The organism is Peribacillus sp. NPDC096379, assembly GCF_044762875.1.
In the GTDB taxonomy this organism is placed as follows: Bacteria; Bacillota; Bacilli; order Bacillales; family DSM-1321; genus Peribacillus.
In genome coordinates, this window is record NZ_JBIWFD010000005.1 from 157,828 (window position 1) to 180,346 (window position 22,519).

Below are 22,519 nucleotides of genomic sequence, written 5' to 3' on the forward strand. Positions count from 1 at the left end.
TTTTTGGATAAATTTAAAATAAAACATCGTGTTATGATTTTGCGATTATAAGACCGAAATTACGAAACGCTGTTCTATATTGAACGTGCTACACTAGTACCATCAAATAGGTAATTGGCTATAAGGAAATAGAAGAACATGGAGGTACGATATGAAAAAATATGATGGGCTTGCAAGAATCATCATTCAAAATGTTGGTGGTAAATCTAATATTGTAGGCTTGACACATTGTGTGACTAGATTAAGGTTTAGTCTGAAAGATGAAAGCAAAGCGCAAACAGAGATTCTAAAAAACACTGATGGCGTCATCAGCGTTATTCAATCTGGAGGACAATATCAAGTAGTTATTGGACAGGAGGTACCAAATGTCTACGATGCCGTTGTTTCTATTGCAAAGTTATCCAATAAAGATTCAGAAGAAGAAAATGAAGAGCTTCCTAAAGGAATCTTGGCTAAATTTATCTCAATAGTGACTGGGGTATTTACACCACTGCTCGGTACGCTTTGTGCATGTGGTATGCTGAAAGGATTTCTAGCCATGTCATTTGGATTTGGCTGGTTATCAAAGACAGATGGATTATATATTCTTCTATATAATACAGGTGATGCATTATTTTATTTTCTACCAGTTATCGTCAGTTTTACAGCGGCAAGAAAATTCAAACTAAATGAATTTACAGGTCTTATGATTGGTTTGACAATGTGTTCACCAGTTATTGTAGGAATTTCAAACGGGGGTGTTATTGGAAATATCATGGGACTGGATTATTACTCCACAGTTTTGGGTATTCCTATGATTCTTCCTACTACTGGAAACTATACATCATCTGTTCTACCTGCGATTATCGCAGTAGTAGCTGCAGCATATCTGGAAAAACAATTGAAAAAAGTGATTCCAACTGTAGTTAAATCTTTCTTAGTGCCTTTTTTCACATTGGTTATTATTATACCTTTAACTTTCTTAATCTTAGGACCAATTACAAGTACATTATCCCAAATGCTTGGTAATGTAACTGTTAGTATCTACGATCTAGCTCCTTGGTTATCTGGAGCGATATTAGGATTCGTTCATCAGATTCTGGTTATTTTTGGATTACACTGGAGTTACGCAGCAATTCGATATAACAATTTTGCAACTTTAGGATATGATACGGTAATTACACCAAATTTCGTGGCACCATTTAATCAGGCTGCTGCAGTTTGCGCTGTCTGGTTAAAAACAAAGGATAAGAAACTAAAAGGTTTATGTGCTTCAGCTGCAATTTCCGGACTGTTTGGAGTTTCAGAACCGGCTATTTATGGAATCAATCTTCCTAAGAAATCTCCTTTCTTCTGTGCCTGTGTGGGAGCTGGTATTAGTGGAGCATTGGTCGGAATGATGAAATTACGTATTTATTCTGGTGGAGTTGGTATTTTTGCAATTGCAAACTTTATTGATCCTAATACAGGGAATATGAATGGTGTCATTGGAATAGTAAGTAGTATTATTATAGGTTGTTTAATCACATTTATTCTTACTGCAATCATCTACAGGGATAAGGAAGAGGTAGTTACCATAACAGGTGATGGAAATCTGAATATTGTAGCTGGAGTTAAAAACACTAAATTTAATGATGCTGAAACAAGAAATGATAAAACCAAAGAGATGATTGTCAATTCACCTATTCCTGGTAGCTTGCAATTATTATCCGATATAAAAGATCCTGTTTTTTCAAGTGAAGCTGTGGGAAAAGGAATTGCCATACTTCCTTCTGTTGGTGAAGTAAGAGCCCCATTCGATGGGACCGTTGTAATGATTCCTGAAACAAAACATGCGATTGGTCTTGTCTCAGAAGATGGGGTTGAAGTACTGATTCATGTGGGTATGGATACAGTAGAACTTAATGGAAAATATTATGAATGTCCTGTTCAAATTAACGAAAAAATAGAAAAAGGGCAACTGTTAATAAAATTTGACATGAAAAAAATCGTTCAGGAAGGATATGAATTGGTCACGCCAGTAGTTGTAACCAATACTGCGTCATATAAAGCGGTAGATGTAATAGTTGAAAAAGATGAAATTATTGAAACAGGAAAAGAAATTTTTAAAATTAGACAATAAGGAGTTTATAACTATGAAAATATCAAAAGACTTTTTATGGGGCGGAGCAACTGCGGCAAATCAATATGAAGGAGCGTATCTGGAAGCTGGAAAAGGATTAAGTATTGCCGATGTTGAAAGAGGTGGAAAACATGGAACTATACGAACAATTGACGACTATGTAAAAGAAGGAGTTTTTTATCCTAGTCATGAAGCGACTGATTTTTATCATTATTATAAAGAAGACATTGCTTTATTTGCAGAAATGGGATTTAAATGTTATCGAATGAGTATTGCTTGGAGTAGGATTTTCCCAAACGGAGATGATGAAGTTCCTAATGAAGAAGGATTAAAATTTTATGATGATGTCTTTGATGAACTCCTGAAATATGGAATCGAGCCTGTGGTAACACTGCATCATTATGAAATGCCCTTAAATCTAGTAAAAAAATACGGAGCGTGGAGAAACAGAAGGCTCATAGATTTTGCAGTAAAATATGCTAAGGTGGTATTTGAACGTTATAAGAATAAGGTAAAGTATTGGTTGACATTCAATGAGATAAATTCTATTTTGATTACACCGAGACCTTGGCATCAGGCTGGAATCATTTATGGAGAGAACGAAAATGAAAATAATGTTAAATTACAGGCAGCACATCATCAGTTGGTAGCGAGTGCCTTAACTGTCATCGAAGGACGTAAAATCAATCCGAATTTTAAGATTGGGTGTATGCTTTTATATCCACTGACTTATGCATACACTTGCAAGCCTTATGATCAGGTGTTGACTAGGAATAAGATGCTCAAAACTTATTATTTCGGTGATGTGCAGATTAGGGGAAAATACACAAATATATGCAAAACGTTTCAGGAATCAATAGATGGAGAATTTACAATGGAACCTGGTGATGAAGAAATATTAAAGAATGGTACTGTTGATTTTATTAGTTTAAGCTATTATTTCTCCCAGGTAGAAAGTGATGAACCGTTGATGGAACTGGTTGGAAATGTAGCAAAAGGAGGAAGAAATCCATATCTCAATATTACCAAATGGGGTTGGCAGATAGATCCGATAGGATTAAGAGTTGCATTAAATAATCTGTATGATCGTTATCAGTTGCCTTTGTTTATTGTGGAAAATGGAATGGGAGCTATTGATAAAATTGAAGATGACGGTAAGATCCATGATGAATACAGAATTAATTACTTAAAAGAGCATTTAAGCGCCATGAAAGATGCAATAGAAATCGATGGTGTTGATCTGATGGGATATACCATGTGGGGATGTACAGATCTTGTATCTGCGGGAAGTGGCGAAATCAAGAAAAGATATGGATTCATTTATGTCGATAGGGACGATGAAGGAAATGGAACATTTAAACGATTAAGAAAAGATTCATTTTATTGGTATACAGAACTGATTTCCTCAAATGGTGAAATATTGGGTTCTGGTGCAAAAATCACTCGTTAGAAGCATAGAGTGTAAGTTTCCTTTAAATTGCTAACTTATGAAGCTAATCCAAACAATTTATGGATGGATTCTCTTTGATTTTGGGTAGACTTCACCCCTTGATGGACCTGCTTCTTTTTAATCATGTGCATGGCTTCTATGCCACTCAGTATGTAAGTGGCTGTACGAAATGATTTCAATCCTAACATGGAACGAGCTCGCTTCTTTATAAAACGATGATCCTGTTCTAGGGGTTCAGCCGCATGCCCATCAAGCTAAGGATGGAAATGACTAGGTACGAAATAATCGGTTCTGGTGCAAAAATCACTCGTTAGAAACATAGAGTGTGAGTTTCCTTTAAATTGCTAACTTATGAAGCTAATCCAAACAATTTATGGATGAATTCTTTTTGATTTTGGGCAGACTTCACTCCTTGATGAACCTGCTTCTTTTTAATCATATGCATGGCTTCTATACCACTTAGGGGTAGCACTGACAAAACGCATATTTTATACGTTAAGACTCAACACCTTGATATATAAAGCTTTTAAATATAAATAACCAAAAAGGGTTTCTAACACTTCTTTTGGTATTTTGATTTTGGTTATGAGTTTTGGTGATGAAATCAAGCTATAATTACCATTATTTAAGTAGATACCGAGACTAATTTATAAACGACCGTTTTTGGTAGTCGTTAGCGTATAATATCCGCGTTTTGTCGGCTGAACCCCATACCCATCAAGCTAAAGAAACGAATTTCCCCCAAAATGAAAAAAACGTTATTCTTTCAGTAAAATACTTGAAAAGGATGACGTTTTTTCATGGATCTCTCGTTTTCTGAAGAATTACATCTATTCTCATAAGAATTACAACGCTTTCTATCTCCAATCGTCCTACAAAAAGTCGCTAAACAGGTTGGTTTTGTGAAGCGATCTAGTAAGTATCAAGCAGATGAACTCATCGCCCTTTGCGTTTGGCTCAGCCAAGAAGTCGCGAGTACATCACTCACGCAACTATGTAGTCGGTTAGAGGCTTCGACAGGTGTACTGATAAGCCAAGAAAGACTGAATCAACGGTTTAATTCAGAGGCTGTCGCATTCCTCCGAAAAGTCTTTACTTCGCTCCTAACACAGAAACTTTGTGCGACACAATCGCTATCTTCACACATGATTTCTACTTTCAAATGTATTCGGATTCTGGATGCGACGGTGTTTCAGCTGCCAGATGCCTTCGCAAGTGATTATCAAGGTTCAGGTGGAAGTAGTCATACGGCAGGTGTGAAGAATCCAATTAGAATACGATTTACTGAGTGGCCAATTCTTAAACGTGCAACTAGGACCGGGTAAAAATAATGACAAAACCTATGGCACAGATTGTCTAAAAAGCGTGGTGGCAGGCGATTTATGTCTACGTGACTTAGGTTATTTTGATTTGCGAGATTTACAAGCCATTCATGAGAAGGAAGCCTACTATATCTCACGGTTAAAGTTGAATACACGCATTTATATCAAGAACCCTGAGCCAGAATATTTCAAGAACGGTACAATGAAGAAACAGACCGAATATATTCAGCTTGATATGGCGCAAATCATGAAAGAGCTGGCACCAGGTGAGACCATGGAAATTTCGGAAGTCTATATTGGGAAAATAAGCAAATTACCAACACGTGTCATCATCCACCGATTAACAACTGATCAAACCGAGACACGGCTAAAAAACCAAGCCGTTGTCATGAAGGAAAAAGTAAACAGCTAATGGGGATGAACGTATATATCACAAACACACCACCAAAAGAAATTCCGAGAAATGGCGTACACGCTCTTTATTCATTACGTTGGCAAATAGAAATTTTATTTAAAACATGGAAGACCTTCTTTGAAATCGATGAATGTAAAACCATCAAGAAAGAACGTCTAGAGTGCCATTTATATGGACAACTCATTGGGATTCTCCTTTGTTCCTCCACGATGATTCAAATGCGACAGCTCCTGCTGGAAAAGAAAAAACAAGAGCTAAGCGAATACAAGTCGATTTATATGATTAAGGACTATTTTCCATTATTATTTGAGGCTATGTCTGGTGGCACACATGAACTCTTAAAGATTCTCCATCGCCTCTATCAATTGCTTAAAAAGAATGGGCGTAAGTGTCATCGGTATCAGAAAAAGACAATCTTTGACATTCTCGGTATCGTGTATGAAACGACAGTAAAGCAGAAACAAGCTGCCTAGCGAAAAAATCAAATTTTAATAGGTTTCTTTGTTATGCTTATTTTTCTGATATTCACCGGTGTTGGAGCAAGAGTCGCCACGCTTCTAACAATTTCTGCCGTTAGCTTGATGGGTATGCGGCTGAACCCCATAAAGGAAAAGGGAGCTGCCAACTTAGCCGTCTGATCTGGTTTTTCTGCTAAAATAACTGTTTTCATAACAACACCTCTTTGGTTTCGCTAATAGGAACGTTAGTTTTGTTGTTATCGCATAAATGTGAAGTTTTATCTAATCTGATTTGCTTAGGGAGGGGAAGCGCAAGGAGCAAAAAGTGTGTATATTGTGATAAAGTAAATATATATTAAAAAAAGACTGAGTGCGTCAACACTAAGTCAATACAGCTTACATAGCGCTTGACTTGTTGTGGGAATAAAAAGTAACCATCCTGCTTACTTAGCTGATAGCAGGGAATGGTTACTTTTTTCTATTGGTGTAAAGAGTAATCATGGAAGTGTGAAAGTGAATCACTCCCCCATCCTCGATTGAAATCCATTATTCGATTTTATTAATAATCAGTTTTAATTTATTTCTCAACAATCGGAAGCCAGCCAGCTCTGCTTTCTATAGTTACCCACATGGCATCGGGCAACATTAAATCTGCTCTGTCTTGAGGATAAATTTTTGTTCGAATAGAACTTTCTTTTCCTTCTTTAACTTTCTTGATCCAGTCAGGCTCTACAATTAATTCACGCCCAATGGCAATAAGCGGAATTCCTAGATCTAAAGCGCTGAGAGCATCATCGGGTGTTTGAATTTGTCCAATACCGATAATAGGAATATCATTTCCTATTTGTTCTTGAATGATTTGAATAATAGGCTTCTTATTACTTTTGTCTCGCAATGGGCTTTGCATCACACTACCGACTGAAATATGGATATAATCCAGACCTTGATTTTTAAGTTTGTCTAATAATTGTAGTGTATCATCCAATGTAATCCCTGGTTCTTCTAATTCCTCGGGGGAAATTCGATATCCAAGTATAAATGGTTTTTCTGCATATGTTTTGATAGATTCTTTTGCTGCTTGTACTACTGCAAGTGGAAAATTCATCCGTTTTTCACGTGTACCTCCCCAATCATCATCTCTGCGATTCGAGTGTGGAGAAAAAAATTGTTGAATCAGGTATGTGTTTGCTCCATGAAGTTCAACGCCATCAAAGCCTGCCTGAATCGCTCTTCTAGTTGCTTGTCCATAAGCTTCTACCAGTTCACGAACTTCTTGATCCGTTAATGCTCTTGGCTTCTCTGCGTAATCTCTCAGTGCTGGTATCGCACTCGCACTAACCGGTTGCTCTCCTTTCAACGTACTGCTTGGGCCCATTCGTCCTACATGAAAGATTTGTAAAATTGCTTTAGTACCTGTGCTTTGTATCGTCTTTGCCAATTTTGAAAGACTCTCAATGTGATCATCAGAAGCTACGCTAAGTGAACCTGCAAATCTACCATTCTCCATTACTTGCGCACAAGAAGTTATGACTGCACCAAGTCCTGCTGTTCTACGTTTATAGTATCTATGCTCATCTGTGGTTACCATGCCATTTTCAAAAGATGAATTGGTTGTCATCGGCGCCATTACGATACGATTATTAATAGTTACACCAGATGGAAAGGTAAAAGGTTCAAATAATTTACTGTAATTTGGATTCATTGTAATCCTCCTAATTTTTTATACTACTTTGTTTGAAGGTAATGGATGTTTTACTAAAGCTATTTTTCATTTGACAAAGCTTTAATATAGTAGTACTGTATCCATACACCAATTATATCTACTTTGATAGATATGTAAATATATATGCTTTGCTATGATGTAATTTCAAACAGATATATTTCGCGGATTGTATAGTTAAGAAACGGCTTATTGTAAGTCATTTATAATGCGAGTAATCACAGGATTGTTACTGTTAGGCAGGCAAAACCTGAGGAGAAGTATAAATAGACGTCGGTCTATTTGTATTCTCTTCGGGTTTTTTTAATTGAATTTATTGGAGAAGGAGGAAGAAGGATGAATAATAAAGAGTTAGGCAATAAAATTATTGAATTGGTAGGTGGCGAAGGCAATGTCCGATCGCTTGTCCATTGTGCAACACGGTTAAGATTCAAGTTAGGGGACCATAGTAAGGCGGATAAAGAAGCATTGAGCAATATTCCAGATGTCATGACAGTGGTAGAAAATGGTGGGCAATTCCAAGTCGTTATTGGAAATAAAGTAGGGAAAGTCCATGCGGAAATTATGAAGAATCACAATATAAGTGGTGGTTCTGCTGACAAAGGTGAAAATAAAGAGAAAACGGGTACAATGGGGAAGATTTTTGAATACATCTCAGGTACATTTTCACCTTTAATTCCTGCATTGGCAGGGGCAGGGATGATTAAAGCGTTACTTGCAATTCTTTCGATTTTAAATTGGATAGACGTCGAAGGCTCGACTTATTCCGTATTAAATGCAGCATCAGGTGGTATATTCTACTTTTTACCAATCTTTGTAGGGATTTCAGCAGCTATGAAATTAAATGTAAATCCATTTGTAGGGGGGACGATAGCGGCAGGGTTGCTAGAACCGAGTTTTACGGCTTTACTTGATCTTACGGGTGATATAAGTTTTTTAAGTATCCCATTGATTGCAACAGATTACTCGTCAACGGTCTTTCCATTGTTAATTGGAATTGCAGTGTATGCACCTTTAGAACGTTTTTTGAAAAAATATACACCAGATACTATTCAGTTATTTTTTGTGCCAATGGTCAGTTTATTAGTAATGGTTCCTTTAACAGCCCTCGTTTTTGGGCCGTTTGCAGAGTATGTTAGCTTAGCGATTGCCTCAGGGATTACATTTTTATTAAGTGTGTCAACAATTCTTACCGGGATTTTAATTGCAAGTATTTGGCCAGTTCTTGTCATTTTAGGTGTGCATTGGGGTATTGTGCCAATTATAATTGATAACTACACACGCGGTGGGGATATAATTGGTCCGATTACTGGAGCAGCGACATTTGCTCAAATAGGAATCGCGTTTGGGATTTATTTAAAGGTTAAAGATAAAGATTTACGTTCCTTATCCTTTGCGGCAACATTATCAGGTTTATTTGCAGGGGTTACGGAGCCGATTCTTTACGGTCTAATCCTTAGGTACAGGAAATTACTACCGTTATTATTTATATCGGGCGCAGTTGGTGGTGCAATTATTGCAACATTCGATGTAAGAATCTTCGCATTTGCGATTCCTGGTTTATTTACCATTCCAGCGTTTACACCAATAGTAGGGTATAGCATTGGAATTGGTGTATCCTTTATTTTGGCTACAATCTTAGCCTTTATTTTTGGTACGACAGGTAAGAAAAAACAAAATGAGGTAACAAAAGAAAATCCAAATATAGAAACAACAAGCAGTGAATCAAAAGCAACCTATCTTTTAACAGCGCCACTAACGGGTAAGGTGATTCCGTTGGAAGAAGTAGACGATCCGGTATTTGCAAGTGTTGTAATGGGCAAAGGAGTTGGAATTGAGCCGACAGAAGGTATTGTTGTGGCACCGTTTGATGGAAAGGTGGTGACGTTATTCCCAACAAAACATGCGATTGGACTAGTTAGCGAAGATGGGGTTGAGGTGTTAATCCATATCGGGCTTGATACCGTTCAATTGGAAGGGAAATATTTCAATGCACATGTAGAATCGGATGCAATCGTTAAAAAAGGCGATAAACTAGTTACATTTGATATTCAAGGTATTCAAGAATCAGGGTATAAGGTGACAACACCTGTGATTATTACGAATACGGCAAATTATTTAGATGTCATACCCGTACAATCACAGCATGTTACGTTAAATCATATAGTTTTGACAGTTGTAAAATAAAAATCGAGGAGAGATCGTTATGACACACTTTAAAGCGCAATTTCCAAAGAACTTTTATTGGGGCGGAGCAACAGCAGCCAATCAAATCGAAGGTGGGTATGATGAAGGCGGAAAAGGCTTATCAGCAGCTGACTTTGTAGAATATATTCCAAAAGATCAACGAACGAAAGATAATGCAATGGAAATTACTTCAGAACAAATTAGAAAGTCATTAAGTGGCGAATCTACAGCACGTCACCCTAAGCGCGAGGGGATTGATTTTTATCACCGCTATAAAGAAGACATCGCATTGCTTGCTGAAATGGGTTTCACTGCTTTTCGCCTATCCATTCACTGGGCAAGAATTTTCCCGAACGGCTACGATGAAACGCCAAATGAACCAGGATTACAATTTTACGACAATGTGTTTGATGAACTTGCAAAACATAATATCGAGCCAGTTGTGACACTATCTCACTATGAAACGCCTTATGGCTTAACAGAAAAATACAATGGCTGGGTTGGTCGTGAGACAGTTGACCACTTCGTACGCTATGCAGAAACGGTGTTTGCTCGTTATAAAGACAAAGTAAAGTTTTGGATTACATTTAATGAAATTAACATGATTACGATTAGCCCATATACGGGTGGTGGAATTTTATCAGACCAAGAAAAAGACCCAGTGCAAGCGAAATATCAAGGGCTACATCATCAATTTCTAGCTAGTTCACTTGCAACAAAGAAATTACATGAGATTGTTCCTGGTGGAAAAATGGGCTGTATGCTTGCGCGAATGAGTCACTATCCAAACACATCAAATCCTATCGACGTATTAAAAGCGCAGCAAGATAATCAAAATAATCTATTTTATACAGACGTCCATGCTCGCGGAGAATACCCTAAGTATTTAGATCGTTACTTTGCCAAAAACAATATTGAGATTGTGAAAGAAGCTGGGGACGATGATATCTTGAAAAAATATCCAGTAGATTATATTTCAATGAGTTATTATGTCTCAATGTTATCTTCTGATTCACCAGAGGGAGAAGTAACAGCAGGAAATCTCATGAACAGTTTGAAAAACCCGTATTTAGAGGCTTCAGACTGGGGATGGCAAATTGACCCGGTTGGTTTACGGGTTGCACTAAATGATATGTATGACCGTTATCAACTGCCAATCTTTATCGTGGAAAATGGTTTAGGTGCTTATGATAAAGTGGAAGAAGACGGTTCAATCCATGATGATTACCGCATTGATTATTTAAGTAAGCATATTGAACAGATGAAGGAAGCCGTTGGTGATGGTGTCGACTTAATGGGCTACTTATCTTGGGCACCGATTGACCTCATCTCAATGTCAACAAGCGAAATGTCGAAACGCTATGGTTTTGTATATGTAGACAAAGATGATGAAGGTGGCGGTACATTAGAGAGAAGTCGTAAAGATTCTTTCTTCTGGTACAAAAAAGTTATTGAAAGTAATGGTGAAAATCTATAAATCTATGGGGGAAATACATCGGTCGGATGATCGGTGTATTTTCTTCTTTTGATACCGCGTAAATAATTCCTTGTGTATTACTATTAGGGCATTAATATTATTTTCTATAAGTTTATGATGGTGAAAGTTCAAACGGTTGCGTTTGTTTGAATTGCCACGAATTTTCATATCATGAAGCATATGAATTTACATATCTAATAAAGGGTTCTGGTGCAAAGATTGCATTTATTTAAAAGAGGTATATAGATTCCTAATGGGATCTGTGCTTATGCAGCCATTCCAAATAGTTGATGAATGAACTTTACTTGATTTTGGACAGACTTGTCCCCTAAAGCAAGTTGTCCTTTTTTAATGATATGCATCGCTTCTATTCCCGAAAGAATAGATTTGGCTGTACGAAAAGATTTTAATCCTAACATCGCACGAACTCTCTTTTTAATAAAACGATGATCTTGTTCCACTATGTTATTAAGATATTTTACCTGCCTTATTTGGATGCCTACGGGCATCTTTTTCTCTTTCTTCAACTCTTCAATTGCGATAGGATAGGCTGGGTTCTTATCTACTGTGATAACACGAGGCTTTGAAACATGAAAAGACCGCAAAGCTTTCTTGAAAAAGCACTTTGCAGCCTTATGATCTCTTGTTTTGCTTAAATAAAAATCAATCGTATTTCCCTCTGAATCAACGGCACGATATAGGTACATCCATTGACCTTTGACTTTTACATACGTCTCATCGACTCGCCAAGAATCATTGGTTGGCTTAAGATGACGTCGTACTCGCTCATCTAAATCAGGACCATACTGATGAACCCAGCGCATGATGGTTGTATGAGCAATAGATAATCCGCGTTCTTCCATCATTTCGACTAAATCACGAAAACTGAGGTTGTACCGTAGGTACCATCTCACAGTTAATAAAATAATATCAGGTTGATAATGTTTCCACTTGAATAGATTTTGCTTTTTCATACCGATCACGTCCTTTTTTTAGAGTACTAGTATCAGTATGTCCAAGGTTGAGAGAATACTTGCAGATATTCTGAAGTTTTTGCACCAGAACCGCACAAAGCATATTCACATTAAGTTATTATCTCAAAATAAAAATTCATATTAAATTTAATGGGAAAATCCCACAAACATAGAGTGAGCGGATGCACCGCCCTTTGGAAGTAACGCTACCTTTTTAGATAGCGTTACCTTCAGGGATACGTGCGTCTTTTTCTGGTTTGTGGGATTTTTTCTTCTTTAAGGAAGGTTACTACCTATAGCAACTTTTTAAAGTGTATGAAAAAGACAATCATTTTTCAGTCTAATAGACTCGTAGGTGTGTTTTCACTGCAACCGAGCATTGACCCACAAAATAGAGCAGCTGTACTCAAGAGTTAGTAGGACAAAATTTAACTATCAAATATTGTTATAAGCTGTTTTATATAAAACTAGTCGAGCATAAAGTGGTGGGTTTTTACTATTTATTTGCTTAAATAAGCTGTAGTTATAAAGGACAGAAAAAGAATAAAATTATGACTATAGAAATTAAACATAATACACTCTTGGTATTTCTGGAGAGAATTCGTTAATTCCTAAATTTTTGATGCGTGAACTAAGCATCGATGTGTGAAGATCATGATTTCAAAAATCTTTCATATTAAAAGGAGGATATATAAATGTTCGATAATTTCTTAATTAGAAAAGACAGTCTCAAAAATGATGTGGATGAGAATGGAAAAGTCATCGGTTTTCAATTTGCAACAAGAAACGCAAACTATCGTGGTGTTTACTTATCCTTGCATAATGGTTACTACATTAAAGTTGACGGTGTTGACTATAAGCGTGATGTACAGAAGTTTGAAATTAATGGGAAAGAGCCTAGATCGTTTCAAGAAATCAAACATGCAGTTTGGGAACATTGGGATTACGATGATGAGGGGATCATTCATATTGCCAAAGAAGGTGGACTTGAACCAGGAAAGCACATAATTGAGTTTCAGCAATCAGTACTTGCTGGTTATGGATACTTACCGACGGATGAGGAATGGGTGAAAAACTCACCTGAGCCAGGTACTGGAGCTGGATCAGATAAAACAAGAAAAGTCATTAAGTATGAATTAGAACTGCAAGAATAGAAAGGAGCATCTTAAAATGGGAAAAATTAAACGTGGAGTATCGTTGTACAGTTATCAACAAACTCAGTTTTTCAAAGAGTTAGATTTAGAGGGCCAGATTAAGGAAGTTGGTACTAATCTTTATGGTGCTGATGGTATTGAAATTTTAGATGAGATGTCTCTTCGTCAGTATCCAAATCCACCAAAAGAGTTTTTTAACCAGTGGTTCGATTGGATGGATAAGTATGGAACAAACCCAGTTACAATGGATGCCTTTCACGACGTTTTACAATTTAGAGACCATGTTATGACATATTCTGAATCTGCTGACCGTTTGAAAAATGATATTAGATTAGCAAAAAAATTAGGATTTAAGAATGTTCGAACCTTAGCAACAACTCCAGTAGAAATTATGATTGAAGCTTTACCAGTTGCTGAAGAATGCAATATCAAATTAGGGAAAGAAATTCATGCTCCAATTCCAATTAATGGTCAATATGTTAATGAGATTGTTGAGTATTGCGAAAAAACTGGAACAAAACATTTAGGGCTTGTTCCAGATTGGGGGATTTTCGCTTTTCGCCCTTCAGAGGTTACTTTAGATTGGTATATTAGACAAGGTGCAAAAAAAGAAAGCTGTGATTTAGTAGTTGAGCTGTGCATGGACAATTATCTAGGTAAGAGTAATGAATTAAATGATATTGATTTATCTCTATATAGTGCGGGCAATGTTGAATCATTATTCCATCGTTACTTAAAACATAACGAAGCACCTGAAAACCTATTACCAGCTTTTCAAAAGATGCAAAAATTAATCAAGGACAATGTTCCTAACTATACAGAAATCGACTTTGAAGTAATGGCTCAGGCGTTACTGTTATCACGTACTAAACCAAGTGATTTGAAATCTATACTGCCATATATCGTTAGTATTCACGGTAAATTCTATAATATGTCTGAAATTCCAGGGAATACAGGACAATATCAAGATATTGCAATTGACTATGAAGGTCCTATCAAATTCTTGAAAGAGAATGGCTATGAGGGGTATATAAACTCAGAATATGAAGGTCAACGTCGTTTTCAAGACCGTGGTGTAGAGGACTTGATTAGTGAAATTGATCAAGTAAGAAAACATCAAGAAATGCTAAAAAGGCTAATTGGTGAGTAATGAAAGGGGATACAACAATGAAGAAATTGAAGATTGGTATTATTGGTACTGGTGGGATTTGTAATAATAAGCATTTACCTTCTTTAGCAAAAGTAGCTGATAAAGCAGAAGTGGTCGCATTATGTGACATTATTGAAGAAAAAGCTCGAGCGACTGTGGAACGACACAATTTAACAAATGTCAAAATTTATTCAGACTACCGTGAGATGCTTAAAGATAAAGATATTGATGTTATTCATGTATGCACACCTAATGTTTCTCATTGTCAAATTACAATTGATGCTTTCGCAGCTGATAAACATGTACTTTGTGAAAAGCCAATGGCAGCGACAACTGAAGACGCACAAAAAATGATGGATGCATGGAAAAAATACGGTAAAAAATTTACAGTTGCATACCAAAATCGCTTTCGTCATGATGTGCAAGTCCTTAAAAAAGCTAGTGAAGCAGGTGAACTGGGAGATATTTACTATGGAGAAGCAAATGCGATTCGTCGTAAAGCAGTTCCAACCTGGGGAGTTTTCTCTGACAAATCTCAACAGGGTGGAGGACCATTAATTGATATCGGCACTCATGCTTTAGATATCACTTTATGGTGTATGGATAATTATGATGTTGACAGTGTTAGTGGTCAAGTTTTCTATAAGTTAGGTAATCTACCAGAAGCTGCTCTAGGGAATACTTATGGGGCATGGGATACTGATACATTTGAAGTTGAAGATTCTGCTATGGGATTCATTAAATTTAAAAATGGAGCTTTAGTGAATCTAAGGGCCTCTTGGGCATTAAACTACATGGACGCGCGTGAAGCTGCAACTACTTTGTGTGGAACCTTAGAAGGTGCGGAAATTAAATACGGTGGTAGTTATCAGACAGCCGAATTGTGGTTCAATCATGTTCGGCATGGAAAAATGAGCGAAGAGACATTATCAGGTGAGGCTTTGGTTGATTATTTTGAAGGTGTTAATGAGCCACCTGGTGTTGTTGAAGCAAAACAGTGGATTGATGCTATATTAAATGACACTGAGCCATGTGTGAAACCAGAAGAAGCATTTAGAGTGACACAGATTTTAGACGCAATTTATAAGGCTTCTAATGAAAATGTAACAGTAAAATTTGACTAATAATAATATAGGGCGGTTTAAAACCGCCTTTTATTAATAGAAAGGAAAATAGCAATGAAATACAAATATGCTGTCATTGGTTATGGTTTTATTGGTCGAAGACATGTCACCATCTTGAAAAATTTTGAAAACTGCGATTGTGTAGCGGTTTGTGACATTAACCAAGCAAGACTTGATGAAGCAAGGGAGCTATACCCTGATATTGAAGTATATGATCATATAGATAAACTTTTGGAGAATACAGATATTAACGGAGTGATTATATCAGCGAATAATAATCAACACAAGGAACTTGTAATTAAATCAGCCCAAGCAGGGATGAATATTATCTGTGAAAAACCCGCTGCTCTATCAGTAAAAGAATTTGATGAAATGATGGAAGAAGTTGAAAAAGCAGGAGTACATTTTACTGTACATCAACAAAGAAGGTTTGACAAAGATTTTCGTAGTATTAAAAAATGTTATGACGATGGATTGCTTGGAGATGTATATACTATCAAAAGCTCATTATATGGATTTAACGGAAATATGCATGACTGGCATGTTATTAAGTCTGAAGGTGGGGGCATGCTCTACGATTGGGGAGTACACTTGATAGATCAAATTCTTTTTATGATTGAAAGTCCTTTGAAGTCAGTTTTTGCGGATGTTAGGAATGTAATCAATAAAGAGGTAGACGATTACTTCAATATCCTCCTGCGATTTGAAAATGGTGTCACTGCTGAAATCGAACTTGGCACATATTATCTATCGGATCAATCAGATTGGTTTGAAAGACATTGGTTTATGGGTGGCAACAAGGGAAGTATGTACGCAAATAAATTTGATCCAGAGGGGAAAATAGTACGTACAACAAAATTACTAGAAAATGTCGCAGGAGATCAAGATAAATCCGCCGCTTCTTACGGGCCAACACGCTCATTTGGTATTCCAGATCCGGGACTAATTGTAACAGAAGAAATTCCAAAGGTTAGCAGTGATTATATTGAGTTTTTCAATAACTATTTTCAAACATTGGATGGAAACGCTGAAATGCTTGTTAAACCTGAAGAAGTTCGAAAAGTTTTATCTGTTATGGAAGCCTGTTGGAAATCTGCAGAAACTTTCAATAGTGTACCTTTTGGTTAAATTTGTAAGCGTTATATCTATGTTCGTTAGATTTGGGTTGGTGTTTCTACGGAGAATTAGCTGATGTAATAAGAACTAAATCGATCAAATTCACAGGTATAATTGTGATAGAAAAAGGAGTGTTGCTGGTGAAAGAGAACAGCGTAACTCAGTTTATTGATAATAGTAGATTTAGTAAGTTTCATATTACTTTAATAGGTTTGGGGCTTTTTCTAATAGCTTTTACCGGGTACGGTGCTGCTGCATATGGCTCGATACTTCCGCTAATTACAGAGGAGTGGAATGTGGACCCAACAAAACTAGGGTTTGTTGGAAGTGTAGCGGAGTTTGGTACAATGTTTGGTGCGCTTTTCCTAAGTTATTTTAGCGATAAATTTGGTGCAAAGAAATTATTGATTAGTTCAGTTTTGATATTTAGTATTTTTACTTTTGCACAATCAATGGTAAATAATATTAATCTATTTGCTTTTTGTAGATTCATTGCAGGTATGGGTTTTGGTGGTGTAATTCCTATCGTTATTTCACTTCTTACAGAATATGCACCTAAGACGAGTAAGAGTAAATCTGTAGCTATTGCTTTATGTGGCAATCAAGTTGGATCGCTTATCGCGCCACTAATTGCCATTATAGTGATTCCTCAATTAGGTTGGCGACCAGTGCTGTGGATGGCATTAATCCCCATTCTGTTCATGGCTTTTATAGTTAAATATGTACCTGAATCTGCTCAATATTTGGTTAAAGCCAAAAAAATAGACCAGTTAAAAGCAATTTTAGAAAAGATAAGCAAAGAGTATTGTCAAGAAATAAATGTTGATCAGGTAGTAGAGAATAATAAAGAACATATGAGAAAGGACAATAAAGTCTCATATTTAAGATTATTCGATAGAAAATTCCTTTTTGTTACCATATTATCTTGTGTTATTTATATCATGGGTCTATTGTTTATCAATGGTGTTATTATTTGGTTACCGGGTCTTATGGTTCGTAATGGTTATCCTTTAACTTCTAGTTTGGCGTTTGCTGTTTTTCTAAATCTAGGTACGATAGCGGGTACTGCTACTTGGTCAAGTATTGCAGATAAAAAGGGATTTACTGTTTTACTTCCTGTTATTTATAGCATTGGAGCATTATCACTTATGCTAATGGGAATTAAAGCAAACATTGTCATGCTTTATATATTTGTAGTTCTGATTGGTTTCTTCTTGTTTGCAGCACACAGTTTAGTCAATGCTTTTGTTTCACAGCATTATCCAAATGAAATTAGATCAACAGCCGTGGGATTTCCGAACAGTGTTGGAAGAATTGGTGGTATATTAGGACCTATTGTAGGTGGCATCCTATTGTCTGCAAATGCTTCAATCAGTGTATGGTTCATCACTTTCGGAGCAACTGGATTAATCGCAGCGTTTTCTTTTGTTCTTATCAATTTAACTATAAAAAGAAAGACGGCTGTACTAAATAATATAAACACTACGGAAAATCTCTAATAAAAATTAGATAAGACATCCTGGTAATGAAATATTTTCGAATTTATTTGAAAAGAAATTAATGCAAGAAAAGGTGATAAAAAATGATTATTGATGCACACGTTCATATTAAGACAGATGAGGTTGGTTTTGACAGAAGTGAGGTGAAAACTGTAGTTAGGAAAATGGATGAAAACGGAATAGACAAAGTGGTATGTTTTACTTTGGCTTCAGGCTTAGAAAAGCAAAAAAAATTGTCGGAAATCATTAAGCCTTATTCTGACCGATTTATCCCGATAGCGTTTATCAATCCTAACGATGCTGATGCTAAAGTACAACTGTTATATTGTTTAGATGAACTCAAATTCAATGGTATCAAATTGCATCCATGGTTTAGCAATTTTAGTGTAGCCAATATTGAGTTGTTAAGACCATTGTTTGAACTTTTAAATGATCGGGGACTTTACGCTGTTATTCATTGTACCTCTGAAGACTATCGTGTTCATCCTGTGATGTTTGAACGACTTGGAAACGAGTTTCCAAATGTTACGATTCAGATGGCGCATATGGGTGAGGTAATGGCTGGAGAGTATGCGATTGATGTTGCTAAGCGTGTGCCTAACGTTTATTTGGATACCTCAATTACATCACTAATGGCTGTAATGCATGTTCTCGAACAATGTCCAGATAAAGTGTTTATGGGCTGTGATTATCCGTTTTATGAATTTGAAATGGAAATTATGAAGCAAAAACTTGCAGCAAAAGAAGTAAATAAGACTGAAGAAATGAAAATGATCATGGGCGGTAATTTTCAAAGAGTTTTCCGCTTGAAAGATGATAAATAAATTAAGCGTGCTAACTGTAGGTAGTAAATCCTTAAATTTCTACTACCTACAGTTAGCTCTTTTTGTTACTTATTTTTTTAATAACATATCAACTACAAAACTGCTTCTCTTGACTTGAGTTTAAAAAGGTTTTTAAATTTGTTTTCACTATAGATTTCTTCTTTATGTTGTGTACTCAGTTTACAACGTAATAAATTTGAATTGGAAGGTTAACTTTTGACCTAGATTCACACCACAATTAAAGTGATTACATTATTTTTGTCAAAGAAAGCTTAATGTTTAGCTATATACTTTTGTTATACTTAGGAACATAGATGAAAAAGAGTAGAGTGCTAAAACATGGAAAAAGTGGAGTGATTAAACGTGGAAAAAGATTACCTCTCTTCAGACTCCGTAATGGATTTAGAATTCATAACTAACTCTGAGACTAAGCTTCATTACCATGAAAACTTTGAACTATTATATGTTTTAAGTGGTAATATGTCGATTACTGTTGAAGGGGAAAACTATTTATTAACACAAAGAGACATAATTATTGTGAACTATAACCGAAAACACAGTTTTAATGGCAGTGATGATTTATTTGTAGCCAGATTTATTATCTCATATAGTAAAGTGAGAGAATTATTGTCAAAAGACATGATGATTTTTTGGTGTAATTCCACTTTTGAAAAGAATGAGTCATATGATGAACTGAAACGAATTATAGATCAAATTTTAAATCAACATCTGATAGAACCAAAAAAAAATAGTATTTATAAATTAAGTTTATATTATCAACTACTCCATGTCATTACTAAAAACTTTTTATTGACTTCCGATGACATAAAGTATGAAAAAGAAAATAATAATTCTGATGATAGGATGAAGGAGATTCTTCAATTTATAAGAGCCAATTATCAAGATAGTATCTCTCTGCAAGATATAGCTGACCAGTTTTATTTATCAACCGCTTATTTATCAAAATATATTAAAAAGAAGTTTAATATTAATTTTAGTGAGCTAATTACTTCAATACGCTTATCTCATGCTATGGTTGATTTGCTTTATAGCGATTTACCAATTATGAAAATTGCTATAAATAATGGGTTTGCAAGCGTAGCTGCTTATAACAAAGCTTTCAAAGAAGCATACAATATGACACCTTCACAATTCAAAAAAAATAAAAACACTTCAAAACAAAATGAAAGTAATAAGAAAAGTGATGAAAATAATAATGTTAAGAAACGACTTGAAGATTATTTGAGTGAGAATCCGGTTCAGATTTTTGAAGAAGGTGAGATTAAAGATATTCATTTATTTCTTGATCTAGGTGATTTAGATGAAGAAGAATGGAATAGTAACTTCACCCTACTAATTAATGCAGGAACTGCTGTAGACTTAACTAAATCGGATTTCCAAGAACAAATGTTATATATGAAAACACATTTAGGTGCAGAATATGTACGATTTTGGGACATTTATGCACCTGAATTATATTTGGATATTCATGCTCCTAAAGAAAATCTGAACTTTAGTCGACTTGATAGTGTTACCGATTTTTTAGTTAATAATCAATTAAAACCGTATATTGAGTTGGGGTTCAAGCCGATAAGACTTCTAAAGAATACGCAGAGTGCACTAATGGAAATACCACGGAATCAAAAATTTGACTCCGAAAACGAAATGACCTCATTTTTTGGTGAGTTATTAACACATTTTATAAAACGCTATGGATCTGAAGAGGTTCAAAAATGGTATTTCGAATATTGGAAAAAGGAAGATATTGTATTTTATGATTTGGAATATAATTATAAACCTCAAACAGAGTCAGTCCATAGAGATTATTTTCATAGGTTTGAGATTATCGCTAAGACTTTTAGGGAAATTTTGCCTGAAGTAAAAATTGGAGGTGGTGGATTTCCTATACAGCATTATGGAAAAATGGGTTTTACAGAATTATTGGAGATGTGGAAGAGTTACAATGAATATCCAGATTTTTTATCAATTACCTGTTATCCATATCAATTAGAGAGGGAGTCCAACACATATTATGAAAAAAAATCTACAGATATGTATTTTATTCAACATAACCTTGAAACTCTAAGAGAATCTATGGAATTAAGCTCTTTTCCTGACGTACCGGTTCATGTATCAGAGTATAATTTAACACTATCTAATAGAAATCCGATTAATGACCACTGCGCGAAAGGGGCTTTTCTCATTCAAAATGCAATTTCAACTATTGGATGCGCTGATATATTTGGACATTGGCTTGGAACTGATATTTATGCTGATTTTCATGATTCACAAAGTTTTCTTTTCGGTGGGGGCGGATTGTTAACCAAAACTGGTGTGCCTAAGCCAGCATTTTATGCTTTATCCTTTTTAAAACTACTTTATAAAAATATTTATAAAAGAGAAAAAAATTATGTTATTACAGGAAATAGTAGAGGATCATTTAGAATAGCCTGTCATAATTTTAAGAAACTAAATTTTAACTATTACTTAATGGATGAAAGCAAAATTGAGGTAAGTAGTTTGTCTCATTTATTTGAAGAACACGAATCCCTCAATATAAAAATTAGGATAAAAAACATCGAGAATGGCGTTTATGTTATTAAAACAAGTTTGATAAACAGTGAGTACGGTAGTGTACAGGATGAGTGGATCAGACTCAATTCAGAAGAAAAATTGAACATAAGTGAGCAAAATTACCTGAAGCGTATTAGTACACCAAGACTTTTAAATACTTATATAACAGTAGAAAAGCATGTATTAGATTTTAATGTTCAGCTAAAACCAAACGAATTTCGCAATCTTCATATTTTTGCTAAGTAACATTAAATTGTTTTATTTGGGCTACTGGATGTTTGATATGAAAAAAGACACTAGTTTACAGAGTGAAAAGTAAAATGGTATATTCTTGAACCTTTTGTAATACTATTTCTCCACGTTTTCAACAAAGGAATTGAATAGGTTGGAAGTTAAGATTAAACTCGCAATAATTTAAAAGGATAATATATATCAGATTTTACTAATAATAATAAATGAGTTTCGCCTATTTCCTTTTTTATCAGTAGCCTTTAACAAGTTATCAAAATAATAATATAAGCTCCCATCCTCATGAAGGTGGGGGCTTTTTGACGCTTACTTTTTAATAAATGGAAAAATATCAAAATTAAGATCTGATTATCTCTGTATTTGTGTTCATTCTGACAGGCATCATGACTTATTCATAGGTCTTGTCTAATATTTTTGCGGAGTTCCTGCCGATCAGTTTCCTGCTCTCTATGGTCCCAAGTTTTAATCACAATAGGGAATCGAGTAACTTTACATTAGGAAGTTGCTAGATCCCTTATTTTTTGGGGAAAAACTACATTTCTTGATGAAGACAAAATTTAACATTATGATTTTGTTGTCTCAAAAAATGCAAACAATAGAAAGTGGAAAAGAAGAATGATTTTAGCAATATTGAGAATAAATATCCCATAGTTGCCGCTTACAATATAGCATAAAATTATAGAAAGCAAATAAATCAAAGGAGGATAAACAATGTTTGCTAATGT

General features: G+C 35.4%; 14 protein-coding genes and 3 pseudogenes. 12 read left to right on the forward strand and 5 right to left on the reverse strand.

Features of this window, described 5'->3' with window-relative positions; translation table 11 throughout:
* Positions 1-151 precede the first annotated feature (151 nt).
* Together ACIQZI_RS20280 and ACIQZI_RS20285 are read left to right on the forward strand one after the other, a co-directional pair.
* A complete protein-coding gene (locus tag ACIQZI_RS20280; RefSeq protein ID WP_403076594.1) occupies positions 152-2,101 on the forward strand; it encodes a beta-glucoside-specific PTS transporter subunit IIABC in 1,950 nt (649 codons plus the stop codon).
* A gap of 13 nt (positions 2,102-2,114) precedes the next feature.
* On the forward strand, positions 2,115-3,551 hold the full coding sequence (locus ACIQZI_RS20285; protein WP_403076596.1) for a 6-phospho-beta-glucosidase: 1,437 nt from the start codon (positions 2,115-2,117) through the stop codon (positions 3,549-3,551).
* 35 nt (positions 3,552-3,586) lie between these two features.
* Here ACIQZI_RS20285 and ACIQZI_RS20290 read toward each other — a convergent pair.
* Positions 3,587-3,781 (reverse strand): annotated as a pseudogene (locus tag ACIQZI_RS20290) (DDE-type integrase/transposase/recombinase); the annotation flags it as partial.
* Between the two features lie 119 nt (positions 3,782-3,900).
* Positions 3,901-4,014, reverse strand: a pseudogene (locus tag ACIQZI_RS20295) (IS6 family transposase); the annotation flags it as partial.
* A gap of 403 nt (positions 4,015-4,417) precedes the next feature.
* Between ACIQZI_RS20295 and ACIQZI_RS20300 the strand changes: the two are divergent.
* Positions 4,418-5,761 (forward strand): annotated as a pseudogene (locus tag ACIQZI_RS20300) (IS4 family transposase).
* Between the two features lie 8 nt (positions 5,762-5,769).
* On the opposite strand, the gene ACIQZI_RS20305 reads toward ACIQZI_RS20300, so the two are convergent.
* Positions 5,770-5,958: a hypothetical protein gene (locus tag ACIQZI_RS20305; protein ID WP_403076599.1), complete on the reverse strand. Its 189-nt coding sequence runs from the start codon at positions 5,956-5,958 to the stop codon at positions 5,770-5,772.
* Between the two features lie 365 nt (positions 5,959-6,323).
* Complete coding sequence (locus ACIQZI_RS20310; protein ID WP_403076601.1) at positions 6,324-7,448, reverse strand: NADH-dependent flavin oxidoreductase; 1,125 nt, start codon at positions 7,446-7,448, stop codon at positions 6,324-6,326.
* A gap of 354 nt (positions 7,449-7,802) precedes the next feature.
* Between ACIQZI_RS20310 and ACIQZI_RS20315 the strand changes: the two genes are divergently transcribed.
* Positions 7,803-9,653: a beta-glucoside-specific PTS transporter subunit IIABC gene (locus ACIQZI_RS20315; protein ID WP_403076604.1), complete on the forward strand. Its 1,851-nt coding sequence runs from the start codon at positions 7,803-7,805 to the stop codon at positions 9,651-9,653.
* A 19-nt stretch (positions 9,654-9,672) separates the two neighbouring features.
* A complete protein-coding gene (locus ACIQZI_RS20320; protein ID WP_403076607.1) occupies positions 9,673-11,130 on the forward strand; it encodes a glycoside hydrolase family 1 protein in 1,458 nt (485 codons plus the stop codon).
* Between the two features lie 266 nt (positions 11,131-11,396).
* Here ACIQZI_RS20320 and ACIQZI_RS20325 read toward each other — a convergent pair whose 3' ends face one another.
* Positions 11,397-12,104, reverse strand: a complete 708-nt coding sequence (locus ACIQZI_RS20325) for an IS6 family transposase (RefSeq protein ID WP_403076610.1) — start codon at positions 12,102-12,104, stop codon at positions 11,397-11,399.
* A 695-nt stretch (positions 12,105-12,799) separates the two neighbouring features.
* On the opposite strand from ACIQZI_RS20325, the gene ACIQZI_RS20330 reads away from it, so the two are divergent.
* The 7 genes from ACIQZI_RS20330 to ACIQZI_RS20360 all read left to right on the forward strand — a co-directional run bounded on the left by ACIQZI_RS20330 (position 12,800) and on the right by ACIQZI_RS20360 (position 21,791).
* Complete coding sequence (locus ACIQZI_RS20330; protein ID WP_403076613.1) at positions 12,800-13,258, forward strand: C-glycoside deglycosidase beta subunit domain-containing protein; 459 nt, start codon at positions 12,800-12,802, stop codon at positions 13,256-13,258.
* 16 nt (positions 13,259-13,274) lie between these two features.
* Positions 13,275-14,408 carry a sugar phosphate isomerase/epimerase family protein gene (locus ACIQZI_RS20335; RefSeq protein WP_403076616.1) on the forward strand — a complete coding sequence of 378 codons (1,134 nt, stop codon included), beginning with the start codon at positions 13,275-13,277 and terminating at the stop codon, positions 14,406-14,408.
* Positions 14,409-14,425: 17 nt separating this feature from the next.
* The gene (locus tag ACIQZI_RS20340; RefSeq protein ID WP_403076618.1) at positions 14,426-15,532 is read left to right on the forward strand and encodes a Gfo/Idh/MocA family protein; all 1,107 of its coding nucleotides are present in this window, start codon (positions 14,426-14,428) and stop codon (positions 15,530-15,532) included.
* A gap of 54 nt (positions 15,533-15,586) precedes the next feature.
* Positions 15,587-16,660: a Gfo/Idh/MocA family protein gene (locus tag ACIQZI_RS20345; RefSeq protein WP_403076620.1), complete on the forward strand. Its 1,074-nt coding sequence runs from the start codon at positions 15,587-15,589 to the stop codon at positions 16,658-16,660.
* Between the two features lie 128 nt (positions 16,661-16,788).
* The gene (locus ACIQZI_RS20350) at positions 16,789-18,147 is read left to right on the forward strand and encodes an MFS transporter (protein WP_403076623.1); all 1,359 of its coding nucleotides are present in this window, start codon (positions 16,789-16,791) and stop codon (positions 18,145-18,147) included.
* A gap of 83 nt (positions 18,148-18,230) precedes the next feature.
* Complete coding sequence (locus ACIQZI_RS20355) at positions 18,231-18,971, forward strand: amidohydrolase family protein (protein WP_403076625.1); 741 nt, start codon at positions 18,231-18,233, stop codon at positions 18,969-18,971.
* 363 nt (positions 18,972-19,334) lie between these two features.
* Positions 19,335-21,791: a GH39 family glycosyl hydrolase gene (locus ACIQZI_RS20360; protein WP_403076628.1), complete on the forward strand. Its 2,457-nt coding sequence runs from the start codon at positions 19,335-19,337 to the stop codon at positions 21,789-21,791.
* The last annotated feature ends 728 nt before the right edge of the window (positions 21,792-22,519 follow it).